The organism is Stenotrophomonas sp. SMYL86 (assembly GCF_036320025.1).
Lineage (GTDB): Bacteria > Pseudomonadota > Gammaproteobacteria > Xanthomonadales > Xanthomonadaceae > Stenotrophomonas > Stenotrophomonas maltophilia_A.
In genome coordinates, this window is the sequence record NZ_JAWIRU010000002.1 from 329,599 (window position 1) to 343,154 (window position 13,556).

A 13,556-nucleotide genomic window follows, 5' to 3' on the forward strand; every position below is an offset into this window, starting at 1 on the left:
CAAGGTGTTTTTATCGAAATGTGGGTGAATATTCGCAGTCAATTGCGTACTGTTTGCAGTGTATTAACTAACAACATGGTCGGTTGCGCCAGCTAGAGTAAGTGAATGGTTGCTGAACGGACGTTTGTTTGTTAGCCTATTTTGATACGGATATCCGCTCAGCTGTGCAAGGGAGCGGCTTGGCTTCAAACAGCGGAAGGGAATCATGGCCGTCTTTCGTGTGTATGACATCGTTTGGGAAACGGATGGCAATGCGACGCGACTTCCATCCGAAGTCCAAGTTGCTTGCGATGACCTGGGGGGTATCGCCGATGCTCTCTCCGACGCCTTTGGCTGGTTGGTGACGGACTTCAAGGCGACTGTCGTGTCTGAGACGAATCAGGAGCGCGCATGAGCATCACGGCGTATCGGGGCGGTCAGCCGATTAAGGATGAGGTGGAGCTGCAGGCCTACTTAGCGTCGCTTTTGCGGCTAGAGAATGTCGGCCTTCTCCTGGGGGCAGGTGCATCCTGCTCCGCTGGTGGGCAGACGATGAGGATGCTGTGGACCAGCTTTCTTAGAGACAGTCCGACCGAGGCCGAATGGCTTCTTGCCCAGAGGCTCATTTCGGACGACGAGAGGAGATTGCCGGCACTTCCTCCTCTTCCGCTTCCACCCGGAGCGGTGCTGATCCCACCCAATCCGTTCGTCCCTCCACCTGTTTCAAGTCTGCCCAACTTTGAAGTCCTGTTGGACAGGCTCGAAATCGCAATAATGGAGTGGGAACGTCAAGGTAGCCAGGAGCTAGCCGAGGCCCAGAAGGTTAGGACGGCACTTTTCAGGGCTGTGGTGAACGCTGCGACGCTGAAGAAGGAATGGTGGGCGTCGCCATTGGGCGCTGACTTGGCAGACGAACTGTGGGCCCACCGCTCAATCCTCCAGAAGCTCACCGCCGCCCGACAGCCCGGCCAGCCGGCTCCGTGGGTGTTTACGACCAACTATGACCTGGCGATCGAATGGGCTGCCGAATCGGTCGACCTTCAGGTCATCAATGGCTTCTTAGGCGTGCACAGCCGTCGTTTTTCACCCCAGAGCTTCGACCTCGGGTTCCGAAATGCCCAGGCTAAAGGCGAAGCCCGTTTTGGCGTCTACAACATCTACTTGGCCAAGCTCCACGGCTCACTGACGTGGAAAGAAGTCGAGCACAACTTGTATGAGGTGCCAGCGTCCGAGGCATGGCGCGATATCCATACATTCCTGACCGGCTTCGCAGAGCGGCTGAGCTACTTGGTCCTGCCGCGTGCGGCCAAATACCTTCAGACCGTCGGGTATGTGATGGGGGAGCTGCTACGTCGGTTTGCCGAGTTCATGGCCCGGCCGCAAACGGCGCTCATCGTCAGTGGCTACGGCTTTGGCGACGAACACATCAACCGACTCATCCGCTCTGCCTTGCTCAATCCCACGCTCCAGGTGGTCGTCTACCTGCCGGAGTTCCAAGGGGACCCGGCTGCAGCCTCGTTGCCGCAGACCGTGCGCAGGCTCCTTGCTCTTCAGACCCCACGGCTGACCATCGTTGGCGGCGGCGACAGGGCCTACACCAGCGCATTGGCAAACGATCTTCCCGATCCAACGGTTTACGACCAGGAGCTGGCAGAGCTGCGTCGAAGATTGACCCCTGAGAGGCCCGATGCGCAGGGGGATGACCAGGAATGAGGAGCCGCCAAGCCATAGGCTACGTTGTCCAAATCGATGGTGTGGACATCACCTTGAACCTGATGGACGTTCATCGGGGGCAACTGGCAGCTCATGCCCATGGGGTCTCGGTGGTCACTGAAGTGGGGAGCCTTTTGGGGCTCGAGTCGGGCGGAAGACTGCTGGTGATGAAGGTCCAATCGTTGTCCTTTGCAGAACCAAAGGAGGTTCACCGGTTTGGGCTCTCGGGCAGCTCGGTTTCATCCGAACCGTTACGCCATCTCACCGGCATCGTGGTCGGCCGGCTGAGGCGTGACGCCGGACGACTGATCTTCGTATCCGATTCGCTTTCCTCCCCGGCGCTGGGTGCTGAGGCATTCCCGCTGACAGCCGACGAGCTTTCGTCGATCTTGGGGAGTGTGGATGCCTCTCCTGCAGGGATCCACTTGGGTGACGATCTGCGGGGCGGCGGTCGCTTGATGGTGGATCTGGAAAGCTTGGTGTCCCGGCACGTTGCGGTGCTCGGAAGTTCTGGCCAAGGGAAAAGCTGCTTCACTGCGGCCGTGCTCCAGCAGGTTGCCAAGATGCCGAAGGCGAGGGTGGTCATCTTCGACATCAACGGCGAATACGAAGATGCATTCCCGGCTGCCAACTATCCTCCGGGGGCGATTCAAGTCACCCGTATCGGAGGAACTGAACCAAACAGCTATCGCATTCCCTACTACGCGTTGGGTCGCTTGGGCCTGCAACGCCTGTTGTTGCCGAGCGATAAGACTCAACGGCCCGCCCTGACCTTTGCCTTGGATCACCTCAACCAAGTGAAGTGGTTCCCAGAGTCGGGTGGCGTGGGCCTAGCGGCGGACACACAAGCTTCGTTGTTCGATGACTGTAGAAGTGACCGCGTATCAGAGGCCCAGGCCATCATCGGCAGTCTGCGCGCCGGAACACCCCCGCCTGCCTTCTCTTGGCCTCCCATGCAGGCCCTTGGTCCGTTGATCGCAGATAGCCACTCCATTGTCCCAGGCAAGTTCCAGGCGGAACGTAGCGCATTCCATTATGGAAACATCTCTTATCTGATCACCCGTATCGCCCGATTCGTGGATGACGAGATGTTCAAAGACGTGGTGAATGTCGACGGCGGGCCGGGCTGTGGTGGTGCACTCAACTGGAGAAGCGAGTCAAAGGCGGTCGTGGAACGGCTGTTTGGCGGGGATGAGGTGGACTGGCGGGTGCATATCGTTGACTTGCGCCGGGTGTCGCACGACTTGACGCCATTCGTTCTGGGGGCTGTCCTGGAACTCTATGCATTCGAGCTTTTCAGGCGGGGGCAGGAGGACAAGAAGGAGACCCTTTTGGTGCTGGAGGAGGCTCATCACTACCTTCGCCAGATGGGAACGGGCGACGAGGCGGTGAACAACGCCTTGGCCTATGAACGTCTGGCGAAAGAAGGGCGCAAGTTTGGATTGGCACTTTGGCTGAGCACGCAGCGCCCCTCAGAGATATCCCCCACGGTGCTTTCCCAGTGCAATACCTGGGTCTCTTTCAGGCTGTCCTCTGAAAAGGACCTTTCCGCCATCCAGTCAGCGAGTGAATGGGCGGACAAGCGGGAAGTCCGGCGCATCGCTGGTCTGGCCCGCCAGAATGCTTTGGCCTTTGGGGGAAGCCTACAGATGGCCACTCTCATCAAGGCCTCGACGGCGAGTCCGCTGCCCAGATCGGAGGATGGGCGGTTCAATCAATGGGCTGCTGGAGGCGATGACGACGGATTCGATGTCAACGACCTGCTGTAGCCCGGCCTGCGGCTGGTGTGGCAGAAGACATAAGCTACGATGCGGAATCGAAAAGCATTTTGCTCAACGTTCGCTCCGATGGGGGCGGGTTTCAGACGATCGATGAGGAGCGTGAAATGCCCATCAGAGCGGTGGTCTATGTCAGCGAAGCCTCCGATACACTGCGGGGCGATCTGCTCGGTCTCCGAAGCGGCAAGCTCCAAGAGCTGGTCGACGACGCGACGCGCTTCAATCGCGATGCCGGCGTCAGCGGCGTCCTGCTGTTCGACGGGACGCGATTTCTGCAGTATTTAGAGGGCCCGCCCGACGGCGTCGATGTCGCACTTTCCCGCGCTCTAGGGGCTTCTAGTCACCACGACGTGATTGAGTTGCAGCGGGGGTCGGTCACGGATCGCCGGCTGCCCTATTGGCCCATGCGCTGGCTTCCCGTGGAGGTCAAGGAGCTAACTGAGGTCGCGGTGAGCGACTGGGGTGGGTTCAAGGTGCGCGGTGACGGCGAGGCACTCAATGCGACGGCCATCGACCGCCTGATCTTCCTGGTGAGCCGGCGGGCTTTGGTGGGGAGGCAAGAGAAAGAGTTCCAGCTGCCGCCGGACTGAGCGCGCACTTAGCTCGCCTAGTCAGCCTAGGTCTTCGTGGATCGCCGTGATGAGTTGGCGGAAGCGGTAAGGTTTGGGCAAGAAGCGGACTGCGCCTGGAAGGGGCGGCAGCTGCGACCGCTGAAGCCCTGAAGCAAGCATCACACGGGCTTGAGGCTGGGCCGAAGCGGCCTCCAATGCCACGTCCAGACCCGACGCGCTGTCGGGCATGTTGAAGTCGGTCACCACGACCGCGAACTTCGCTTCGCCGCGGAGCAGGGCGATGGCCTCATCCCCGTCCTTGGCCGTCGTTACTTGGAACCCTTGCGAGTCCAGTGCTTCCGCAATCACCGTCCGGAGATCGTCTTCGTCTTCTACAAAAAGAACATGGATAGGCATTTCAATACTCTGGAACGGGGAAACAAACGTTGACGCGGGTTCCCTTGCCAAGCTCGCTTTGGAGCTCAGTGAATCCGCCGGACTGGGCTGTAAAGCCAAACACTTGGCTCAGGCCCAACCCACTGCCCCTTCCGATGGGTTTGGTGGTGAAAAATGGCTCGAATACGCGGCCTTGGTGCTCCATCTCGATGCCGTGGCCATTGTCCTGGACGCTCAAACAGACGTAGGGCTTTTCGACAGCGTCGGCCACCGAAGGATCCTTGGTGCGACGCGCAGAGGCGGTGATGAAAATCGTGCCACCCTTCGGCATAGCGTCGCGGCTGTTGCACACCAAGTTAAGAACTGCAGCCTCGAGCTGCGCTTTGTCCAGCGACAGAGTCGGCAGACTCCGGGAAACCTCGACGGTCAACGCAATCGCGTCGCCGGCGGAGCGGCGGAGAAGGGCCTCGCATTCGGCCATGATCGCCGCCAAGTCCACGGGCTCCGGCACCAGGGCTTGGCCCTTGCCGAAGGTCAGGAGCTGTCGAGTAAGAAGGGCTCCACGCTCGGCTGCCCGCTGCGCCGTATCGATGAGTTTGGCTACACCCCCGTCCTTCACCTTCAGACTGATGAGATCAAGGCAGTTGGCCACGATGGTCAACAGATTGTTGAAATCGTGGGCCAAGCCCAGCGTGAACTTGCCAATGGCTTCCATCTTCTGCGCCTGCAGCAGATCCCGCTGGGCTTGGAGGAGCTGTTCTTGGGCTTCAAAACGCTCGGTGATGTCGCGTGTGATCTTGGCAAACCCCACCAACTCGCCGTCTTCCCAGATGGGATCGATCACAACGCTGGCGCGAAACCGTGTTCCGTCCTGCCGCAGACGCCAGCCTTCGGCGACGTAACGACCCTCAGTCGCCGCGGTTCGCAAGTTCCGCTCCGGCATGCCAGCTTCGGCTTCTTCAGGCAAATAGAACCGGGAAAAACTTGTGCCGACCACGTCCGCAGCCACGTAGCCCTTGATGCGTTGCCCGCCAGGATTCCACGTCTGGATCAACCCCGTGGGATCCAGCATGTAAAGCGCGTAATCGGTGACCGAGTTCACCAGAAGGGCGAACTGCCTGGACTCGTCCCTCAAATCGGTTTTCGGTTTCGTGGTTTGGGCCATGGTCATCCTCTCGGCAAAGCCACCGAAGGGCGACAGGGATCGTAGTGTAGAAGAGTGATGGCTGTTGCCCTTTTACGCTTTCTTCACAAACTGAACCTGGTGGGGGCCCACACTGATTGATCGTGGCACAACCACGCAGAGCGAAAGTAGGGAGGAAGTCATGGGATCGGATGGAAAGGCAGTGCGGGTCTTCCTTGTGGAGGACGAGCCCACGCTCATGATGGTCTTGGAACAAGCCATTGGCCAGGTCGGTTACGAGGTCTCCGTGACGGCCGAAGATCTGCCAACAGCCCTAGCCTGCGCCGAGGAAGCAAACTTCGATGTCGCAGTGCTGGACGTCAACTTAAACGGCGTGGAGTCCTACCCGATGGCCGATCGCCTGGTTGAGTTGGGCGTGCCGTTCTTGTTCACCACCGGACTTGGTGCGAATCGGTTGCCCGAGCGCTTCAAAGAAACGCCGTTTCTTGAAAAGCCGTTTCGCCTGAAAGAGATCGCCGCCTCCCTCCAGTCCCTGTGCCAGGAACTGGAGGTTCACTGAGTTTCCTGACCTCGGACACCGGTCGGGACCTTCGGGTCCCTTTTTTATTTCAACGGGGGCACAGTCTGCTGGTAGGTGCCTACGGTCTCGCCGACGCCCAGAATCCGTCCCTTTGCGGCCTTGAGCACCTCGTCCCGCGTCGCCCCCGGTTTCAGGTCCAACATGGTGTCCAGCGCCAGCACCTGGAAGTGGTAATGGTGCGGGGGATCGCCAACGGGCGGTTTCGGCCCAAAGTAACCCACGGACCCTCGGCTGTTCGACCCCTGCAACATCCCCTCCGGCTTCAGAAGTCGCGGATCCACCGGGAGCCCTTCTGGTAAGGAAAGGGTGCTGGCGGGGATGTTGTAGGCGACCCAGTGAACAAAGGGCTTGACGTTGGCCGCGTCGGGATCCTCCATGATCAGCGCATAAGACTTCGCGCCAGGCACCGGGCTCCAAGAAAGGGCGGGCGATGCATCGTCGTGATAGGCGCTGAAGCGAGGAGGCAGGGGCTGGCCCGAGGAGAACGACGGCGAGCGGACCTCCAAGCCATCCGCCTTGCCAATCCGATCCTTGGCCAACGGCACTCCAGACCCCTGGTTGACCTGGGCCATCAAGGGGCCGCTGGGCACCGTGATAGAGGCGGAAGCGGAGCCTTGGCCCTGGCCATACGTCACCCGATAGATGACGCCGTTGGCGTCGTCGCCCACCAACAATGCGCCGCCCTTGGTCATGGCCAGGCCCACCGGCCGTGCGATGTGGGCTTGACCGTTGTCGACCAAGAAGCCGGTCAGGAAGGGCTCGAATCCGACCGGCTTGCCGGCGTTGAACCGGACGCGCACGACCTCGTAGCCCGACGCAGGTTTGCGGTTCCATGATCCGCGCATCGTGACGAAGGCATCCCCACGGTAGGTGGCCGGGAACTGCTGGCCGGTGTAAAACAGCATCTGCATGGGCGCGGCGTGGGCGGTGTAGCCGAGCACCATGGGTTCGCTCGTAGCCGCCCATTGCTGCTTGCTGATCTGGCCGGGCGGGGTGCTTTGGGGGTTTACCCCGTCTTTGCCCCAGACGTGGGGCCAACCATACTTCTTGCCCTTCTGAATGCGGTTGAGCTCTTCAGGCTGTTCGTCGTTGCCAAGGTAGTCGATGCCGTGGTCCATGCCCCACAGCTCACCGGTTTTGGGATCCCACGCAAACCCGATGGTGTTGCGAAGCCCGCTGGCGAAGATAGACCGACTCTTGCCGTCCGGCGAAGATCTCAGCAGCGCTGCGTGCTCTGGGTTGGTCTCGTTGCATGCGTTACAGGAAGAGCCCACGCTGATGTAGAGCATTCCATCAGGGCCAAAGGCCAACGTGCGGTTCGGATGCTGGCCGCCGTCGGGAAGATCGTTGATGATCCGCTCCTCTGGACCGAGGGTGCCGTCCGGACGCAAGGGGGCGCGATACACGTCGTTGGCGGTGGCGACATAGAGCTGCCCGTTGCCGATGGCCAAGCCGTGTGCGCCTGGGCGAGAGAAAACCACCTTGGGCTCGGCATCGAGCGCCCCGTCTTCGTTTGCATCTTCCAGCAACAGCACGTCGCCTTGGTCCCGACGAGAGACGTAAATCCGCCCATCCGGTGCGACGGCGATGATCCGGGGATTTTGAAGGCCTTGGGCCAATGGACGCACTTGGAAGCCACTGGGCACCTTCAAGGCCTGGATGCGCTCGGCGGTGGCGTCTACTTTGTCCGGTTTGAACGTGTGAACGTTGGCTTGGACGTCGGTTCCATCCCCCTGCTGGGCGAAGGAAAGGGTGGGTGCCAACAAACAAAGAAGGAGCGCTGTTCGGGACATGGGAACGGCCTTGCGCAAAGGAGCGTTCAGGATGCGGCCAGCCAGGTCAATGCCCCGCGAATGCAATGCATGCAAGACGTTCACCTGACAATGGGTCTCCGCATTGCGACAGCTCGGTATGACAACTGCCTAGGCTGTTCGCTGATCCTTCACTTGGGCCTCGCTTGGTCCGCATCGCCACATCGATACAGTGAGGCCTCGCCCGAAACGAGATGAGGACATTCATGGCAGAGTTTAAAGAAAACCTGTTGGACTGGCTGCGCGACGCACACGCGATGGAGCAGCAGGCGGAGACCATGCTCAAGGGGCAGGCGTCCCGTATCGAGCACTACCCGGTGCTGAAGGCTCGCATCGAAGAACACATCCAAGAAACCATTGGTCAGCGGGAGCTCCTGGAAGGGTGCATCAAGCGCCTGGGCGGCTCGCCGTCCACCCTCAAGGACGTGATGGGCAAGATGGCAGCCTTCGGTCAGGCCGTCGGAGGCATGACGGCATCCGATGAGATCGTCAAAGGCGCGATGGCCGGCTACGTCTTCGAGCATTTCGAAATCGCGTCCTACACCGCGCTGATCGCCGCAGCGAAGACCGCCGGCGATGCTGAGACTGCCCGGGTCTGTGAAGAAATTTTGGTCCAGGAAGAGGCCATGGCGGACTGGCTGGCGGCCCACCTGCCCGAAATCACAGAGGAGTTCATGGTCCGCGATGCCACGCCGGGCGTTGAAGCGAAGAAGTGAATGAGTAAGCCTGACCGGCCGGGTTCACGCCCGGCCGACGGTGCGGGGCCTACAACGAAAGGCCCTAGGATTGGAGGCAACTGGCATGCCCAGGCCCATCTGGAGTGGTTCGTTGTCCTTCGGCCTGCTCAACGTCCCTGTGTCACTGATGTCTGGCGAGCGACGCATGGACTTGAGCTTTCGCATGCTGGATGCGCGGAACAAAAAGCCTATCCGTTACGAGCGGGTCAACGCCGAAACCGGCGAAGAAGTGCCCTGGAAGGACATCGTCAAAGCCTTTGAATACGACAAAGGCAGCTACGTCGTCATTGAGAAGGAAGACATCGCTGCGGCCGCGCCTGAGACGCACGAGTCCATCGACGTAGAAGCGTTCGTAGACGCCAAGAGCATTGGGCTGCGGTTCTTCGAGAAGCCCTACATTCTGGTGCCCGGTAAGAAGGCCGAGAAGGGGTATGTGCTGCTGCGGGAGACGCTCAAGGAGACCGGAAAGGTGGGCATCGCTCGCGTGGTCATCCGCACGCGCGAATACATTTGTGCCGTGATGCCGGAAGACGATGCCTTGGTCATGATGCTGCTCCGCTACCCGCAGGAGCTGGTTGCACCCGACGAATACAAACTGCCGCAGGGCGGGGCATCCGACTACCGCGTGGCCCCCAAAGAGCTCGAGATGGCGAAGCAGCTCATTGAGAGCATGACCTCTGAGTGGGAACCGGATAGCTACCAAGATGAGTTCCGCGAGCGTCTGTCCGACATCATCAAAAAGCGGGTGAAGCAGGCCGGGGCCACGACGACCTTTGAAGAGCCAGAGCACCGCGAAGACTCTGCGACCAACGTGGTGGACTTCATGGCCTTGCTCCAAAAGAGCTTGGAAACCAATAAGCGCACCCCGGCGAAGGCAACCCCAGTGAAGACCGCTTCTAAGCCCGCCGCTAAAGACAGCAAGCCTGCCAAGAAGGCCGCCGTAAAGAAGGCCCCAGCAAAAAAAGCCGCAAAGCAGGCCCCCACCAAGAAGGCTCGAAAGAGCGCCTGATATCACCAAGGAGAGTGCCATGAGCGACGACAAGAAGAACACCGGCAGCCCGGACCGCGACCGCATCAATGTCAACGAAGATTACGAGCTGCAGTATTGGACCAAGGCGCTGGGCGTGTCCGCCGACGAGCTCCGGGCCGCCGTCAAAGCCGTGGGCCCCACCGCTGCGGCGGTTCGCAAGCACCTGGGCAAGTAACGAGGAGCCGTCGTGTCCTTGGTCGAATACCGCCGTAAACGCCGCTTTGACCAGACCAAGGAGCCGGAGCCTGGCAAAGCGCTGCCCCAAGGGCAGCGCGCCATTTTCGTGGTCCAACTCCACCACGCCAGCCGCCGGCACTACGATTTCCGCCTGCAGGTCGGCGATGCCCTGAAAAGCTGGGCCGTGCCGAAGGGCCCCAGTTACGACCCCAAGGTCAAGCGCATGGCGGTGGAAGTAGAAGACCATCCCGTGGATTACGCGACCTTTGAAGGCGAAATCCCCAAGGGACAATACGGCGGCGGGCACGTGGCCCAGTTTGACCACGGCGTTTGGGCCACCCAGGGCGACCCGGAGGCCCAACTCGCCAAGGGCCACCTGCCCTTTGAGCTGTTTGGAACCAAGCTCAAAGGCGGGTGGCACCTCGTTCGGTCCGGAAAGCCCGCCCGTCAACCCCAGTGGCTGCTGTTCAAAGACGACGACGCGTTTGCCGGCGATCTGGAGGCGGATGATCTGCTCGCCGACGTGTCGGCGGCCCCAGCGGCAGACATCAAGAGGGCCGGCGGCGGAAAGGCCGACAAGAAGAAGCTCAGCGCGCTTCCCGCCAAGCGCGCGCGACGGAAGAACTGGGCTAAGAAGGCGTTGGCGCTGTCCAAGGCTAAGGAGGCCGCCGCTCCATCCGGCCCCTTTGAGCCCCAGTTGGCCAAGCTGGGGGAGGCCCCGCCACAAGGCGACCAGTGGGTTCACGAAATCAAATGGGACGGCTACCGAATCTTGGCAACAGTCGCCGAAGGAGCCGTCCGGCTTTGGTCACGCAATGCATTGGAGTGGACCGACAAGATTCCCGAGATACGTGATGCCGTGGCGGCGCTGGGGCTCACCTCTGCCGCCCTAGACGGCGAACTCATTGCAGGATCGGGCACCAAAGAAGACTTCAACCTGCTTCAAGCAACGTTGTCCGGAGAGCGGCAAGGGGCGCTGGCCTACGCGCTCTTTGACCTGCTGCACATCGATGGCGTGGACGTGGCCGCCGCGCCTCTGTTGGAGCGCAAGGCGCTCCTGCAGGAGCTGCTGAAGGGCCAAACCGGCCACTTGGCCTTCAGCTCTCACGTCCAAGGCGACGGCTCCGAAGCCTACCGCCTGGCTGGCGAACAGCACTTTGAAGGCATCATTTCCAAGCGTGCCGATCGTGGCTATCACACCGGTCGCAGCGACGATTGGCGCAAGACCAAGCAGCTGGCCAGCGATGAGTTCGCGGTGGTCGGTTACACAGACCCCAAAGGCAGCCGCAGCGGATTTGGGTCGCTCTTGCTGGCCAAGCCTGACGCCAAGCACGGTTGGCTTTACGTAGGCCGGGTGGGCACCGGGTTCTCTGACCCGTTGATCAAGGACGTGAGCAAGAGGATCCAAGGCGGAGGCAAGAAGCCGACGGCCTACGTGCCCACGGAAGACACTGATCTTCGCTCTGCCACGTGGTTTGAACCACGGTTTGTGGTGGAGGTGTTCTATCGTGGCATCGGCGGGCAGCAACTGTTGCGTCAGGCTTCCCTGAAGGCAATAAGGGCTGACAAGGACGTGGCCGATCTAACGGACTCGGACCGCGCCGCTCCGGCAAAACCCGCCCGTGGGAAGCGGGCATCGGCGGCGTCTTCTGCCAGCAAGACCGCCGCAAAGCCTCTAGCCGACCGAACGCCCCCCAAGCTGTCCTCCCCGACCAAGGTCCTCTTCCCTGGCGATGGCTATACCAAACAAGACGTCTGGGACTACTACTCGGCGGTGATGGACCACCTGTTGCCCGAGGTCATCAACCGGCCCCTGTCAATCATTCGCTGTCCCGCCGGCACCGGCAAGCCCTGCTTCTTCCAAAAACACCACACCGCCGGGCTGGAGTTGGTCGACTCGGTCAAGCTGAAGGAGGAGAGCGGCATCAACGCCCACTACCTCGTGGTGCGTGATGCAGCCAGCCTTTTGGAGCTGGTCCAGTTCAATGCCTTGGAGTTCCACCCATGGGGCAGCCACGCGGAGGAGCCGGACCGAGCTGATCGGGTCGTGTTCGACTTGGATCCGGGCCCGGACGTGCCCTTCGCAGAGGTCAAAAAGGCCGCCACCGACATTCGAAAGCTCTTGGCCCAGCTGGAGCTCGAGTCGTTCCTGCGGGTGTCAGGAGGCAAGGGACTCCATGTCGTGGTGCCCCTCGACCCCGGGTGCGACTGGGATTTGACCAAGCGGTTCGCCAAGGGGTTCGCCGACGCGTTGGCGCAGTCCGAACCCCAGCGCTTCCTGGCGACCGCCACCAAAAGCCTGCGAAACAAGCGAATCTTCGTGGACTACTTGCGCAATGGCCGGGGTGCCACCGCCGTGGCCTCCTATTCGCTGCGGGGCCGGCCAGGCGCTCCGGTAGCAATGCCCTTGGCATGGAATGAGTTGGCCAAGCTGAAGCGTGCCGATGCGTTCACGATCAAGGACGTGCCGGCAAAGCTCAAGCGCCGCCGAAAGGATCCCTGGGAGGGCATCGATGCTCTCCGTCAGAACCTGGCGAGATGGGCGCAAAAGGAGTGAGGCCATTAGGCTGAATGGGCCCGATCGTCCGTCACCGGATGTTTCTGGCCCACCGGCTAGTGTGGAAGCGTCAGTGGTTGAAAGAGCTTCCCGATGCCCGTCCTTGCAATGGCCTTCCTCAGCACAGCGGTCCAGCCCTGGAACCCCTCGCACTTGGATGCCCTGGTGGACGACGCGGCGGCCTTCAACCGCGAAGTAGGAGTCACCGGAGTCCTGCTGTTCGACGGCATCCATTTCCTTCAATACCTGGAGGGGCCTGCCGCAGGCCTCGACGTGGCGTTCGCGCGCGTTCAGCGCTCCCCACACCACATGGGGCCACAAGAGTTGGGACGCGGGCGGCCGGGAAATCGCTTGGTGCCCGATTGGCCGATGCGGTGGCTTCTGGCCGATCCTACCCAGCTGCGCCGCGTGGTGAATGCGGACTGGTCAGACGACGGGACGGCCGACGGCGAAAGACCAAGTGCCGATGCCGCCATAGGCCTGCTGCAGGCGTATTTGAGGCCGTTCCTGTCCCCGCCAAGCCGGGCCTGAAAGCCAGTAGTCCGACTTGTCAGGAGAGCAGCTCGGCGGGCACTTCCTGCGATGAAAGGGTCTTGGCCACCCCGGACTGGTCCAGCACGTCCAACGTCGCTTGCCGGCGCTCAGGAAGAACGGCTGCCGCGTCCGACACCACGAGGCACTCATGTTCTCGGGAGTTGGCATCGATAGCCGTCGCAAGAACGCAGGAGTCCATCGCCATGCCGGTCAAAACCAGAGGGCCGACTTCGACCTTCTCCAAGAGGATCTGCAGCGGGGTGGACAGAAATGCGGAGTGCTTGGGCTTGAGAATGGTGTAGTGGTCCGGGCCGGGGCGCAGCAGCTGGGCAATGCGCTGTGGCGCGCCAGGCGTGTTCGTGCATTCGTCGACCAGCTCGCGAAAGCCACATTTCCAGTTGCCGAAGTTGTCATTGGCGTAGATGACAGGCCAGCGCTGTTCATCAAACAGCCGGCGCAGCGTCGCGACGGATGCCGCGGCCTCCACGGCCAAAGGGGCCAAGCGCTCACCGTCCGGGAAGTCAAACCGACTGAACAGGTCGATGATCAGGAGCGCGGGCTTGGGCACG

Annotated in this window: 14 protein-coding genes; 10 read left to right on the forward strand and 4 right to left on the reverse strand. The window is 61.2% G+C overall.

The genetic code is table 11. From position 1 onward, the window contains the following. Positions 1–205: 205 nt before the first annotated feature. From V3B64_RS04150 to V3B64_RS04165, 4 genes are all read left to right on the forward strand, one after another. Positions 206–394 carry a hypothetical protein gene (locus tag V3B64_RS04150; RefSeq protein ID WP_329913666.1) on the forward strand — a complete coding sequence of 63 codons (189 nt, stop codon included), beginning with the start codon at positions 206–208 and terminating at the stop codon, positions 392–394. Beyond that, positions 391–1,692 carry an SIR2 family anti-phage-associated protein gene (locus V3B64_RS04155; RefSeq protein ID WP_329913667.1) on the forward strand — a complete coding sequence of 434 codons (1,302 nt, stop codon included), beginning with the start codon at positions 391–393 and terminating at the stop codon, positions 1,690–1,692. Before V3B64_RS04150 ends, V3B64_RS04155 begins: the two co-directional genes overlap by 4 nt. Beyond that, on the forward strand, positions 1,689–3,461 hold the full coding sequence (herA, locus tag V3B64_RS04160) for an anti-phage-associated helicase HerA (protein ID WP_329913668.1): 1,773 nt from the start codon (positions 1,689–1,691) through the stop codon (positions 3,459–3,461). Before V3B64_RS04155 ends, herA begins: the two co-directional genes overlap by 4 nt. Positions 3,462–3,577: 116 nt before the next feature. Next, positions 3,578–4,060, forward strand: a complete 483-nt coding sequence (locus tag V3B64_RS04165) for a BLUF domain-containing protein (protein ID WP_329913731.1) — start codon at positions 3,578–3,580, stop codon at positions 4,058–4,060. 21 nt (positions 4,061–4,081) lie between these two features. Here V3B64_RS04165 and V3B64_RS04170 read toward each other — a convergent pair whose 3' ends face one another. Both V3B64_RS04170 and V3B64_RS04175 read right to left on the reverse strand, forming a co-directional pair. After that, entirely contained in the window at positions 4,082–4,438 is a 357-nt protein-coding gene (locus tag V3B64_RS04170) for a response regulator (protein ID WP_329913669.1), read from the reverse strand. A 1-nt stretch (position 4,439) separates the two neighbouring features. After that, the gene (locus tag V3B64_RS04175; protein ID WP_329913670.1) at positions 4,440–5,582 is read right to left on the reverse strand and encodes an ATP-binding protein; all 1,143 of its coding nucleotides are present in this window, start codon (positions 5,580–5,582) and stop codon (positions 4,440–4,442) included. Positions 5,583–5,742: 160 nt separating this feature from the next. Between V3B64_RS04175 and V3B64_RS04180 the strand changes: the two genes are divergently transcribed. Continuing rightward, the gene (locus V3B64_RS04180; protein WP_329913671.1) at positions 5,743–6,120 is read left to right on the forward strand and encodes a response regulator; all 378 of its coding nucleotides are present in this window, start codon (positions 5,743–5,745) and stop codon (positions 6,118–6,120) included. Positions 6,121–6,164: 44 nt separating this feature from the next. Here V3B64_RS04180 and V3B64_RS04185 read toward each other — a convergent pair whose 3' ends face one another. Further along, the gene (locus tag V3B64_RS04185; RefSeq protein ID WP_329913672.1) at positions 6,165–8,018 is read right to left on the reverse strand and encodes a YbhB/YbcL family Raf kinase inhibitor-like protein; all 1,854 of its coding nucleotides are present in this window, start codon (positions 8,016–8,018) and stop codon (positions 6,165–6,167) included. Between the two features lie 140 nt (positions 8,019–8,158). Here V3B64_RS04185 and V3B64_RS04190 point away from each other — a divergent pair, with 140 nt between their 5' ends. The 5 genes from V3B64_RS04190 to V3B64_RS04210 all read left to right on the forward strand — a co-directional run bounded on the left by V3B64_RS04190 (position 8,159) and on the right by V3B64_RS04210 (position 12,984). After that, the gene (locus tag V3B64_RS04190; RefSeq protein WP_329913673.1) at positions 8,159–8,668 is read left to right on the forward strand and encodes a DUF892 family protein; all 510 of its coding nucleotides are present in this window, start codon (positions 8,159–8,161) and stop codon (positions 8,666–8,668) included. Between the two features lie 85 nt (positions 8,669–8,753). Continuing rightward, positions 8,754–9,698, forward strand: coding sequence for a Ku protein (locus tag V3B64_RS04195; RefSeq protein ID WP_329913674.1), 945 nt, complete (start codon positions 8,754–8,756; stop codon positions 9,696–9,698). Between the two features lie 19 nt (positions 9,699–9,717). Further along, positions 9,718–9,894: a DUF3606 domain-containing protein gene (locus V3B64_RS04200; RefSeq protein WP_008266817.1), complete on the forward strand. Its 177-nt coding sequence runs from the start codon at positions 9,718–9,720 to the stop codon at positions 9,892–9,894. Positions 9,895–9,906: 12 nt separating this feature from the next. Then, entirely contained in the window at positions 9,907–12,453 is a 2,547-nt protein-coding gene (ligD, locus tag V3B64_RS04205; RefSeq protein WP_329913675.1) for a DNA ligase D, read from the forward strand. A 93-nt stretch (positions 12,454–12,546) separates the two neighbouring features. Continuing rightward, positions 12,547–12,984, forward strand: coding sequence for a BLUF domain-containing protein (locus tag V3B64_RS04210; RefSeq protein WP_329913676.1), 438 nt, complete (start codon positions 12,547–12,549; stop codon positions 12,982–12,984). Between the two features lie 19 nt (positions 12,985–13,003). Here V3B64_RS04210 and V3B64_RS04215 read toward each other — a convergent pair whose 3' ends face one another. After that, positions 13,004–13,555, reverse strand: a complete 552-nt coding sequence (locus V3B64_RS04215) for an isochorismatase family cysteine hydrolase (RefSeq protein ID WP_329913677.1) — start codon at positions 13,553–13,555, stop codon at positions 13,004–13,006. Position 13,556: the final 1 nt, after the last annotated feature.

Bases quoted from the DNA above. Each gene is read 5' to 3' on its own strand.
- V3B64_RS04175 (WP_329913670.1), bottom strand. From the start codon at position 5,582: ATGGCCCAAACCACGAAACCGAAAACCGATTTGAGGGACGAGTCCAGG.
- V3B64_RS04150 (WP_329913666.1), top strand. From the start codon at position 206: ATGGCCGTCTTTCGTGTGTATGACATCGTTTGGGAAACGGATGGCAAT.
- V3B64_RS04170 (WP_329913669.1), bottom strand. From the start codon at position 4,438: ATGCCTATCCATGTTCTTTTTGTAGAAGACGAAGACGATCTCCGGACG.
- V3B64_RS04190 (WP_329913673.1), top strand. From the start codon at position 8,159: ATGGCAGAGTTTAAAGAAAACCTGTTGGACTGGCTGCGCGACGCACAC.
- V3B64_RS04200 (WP_008266817.1), top strand. From the start codon at position 9,718: ATGAGCGACGACAAGAAGAACACCGGCAGCCCGGACCGCGACCGCATC.
- V3B64_RS04195 (WP_329913674.1), top strand. From the start codon at position 8,754: ATGCCCAGGCCCATCTGGAGTGGTTCGTTGTCCTTCGGCCTGCTCAAC.
- V3B64_RS04210 (WP_329913676.1), top strand. From the start codon at position 12,547: ATGCCCGTCCTTGCAATGGCCTTCCTCAGCACAGCGGTCCAGCCCTGG.
- V3B64_RS04165 (WP_329913731.1), top strand. From the start codon at position 3,578: ATGCCCATCAGAGCGGTGGTCTATGTCAGCGAAGCCTCCGATACACTG.
- V3B64_RS04180 (WP_329913671.1), top strand. From the start codon at position 5,743: ATGGGATCGGATGGAAAGGCAGTGCGGGTCTTCCTTGTGGAGGACGAG.
- herA (WP_329913668.1), top strand. From the start codon at position 1,689: ATGAGGAGCCGCCAAGCCATAGGCTACGTTGTCCAAATCGATGGTGTG.
- V3B64_RS04155 (WP_329913667.1), top strand. From the start codon at position 391: ATGAGCATCACGGCGTATCGGGGCGGTCAGCCGATTAAGGATGAGGTG.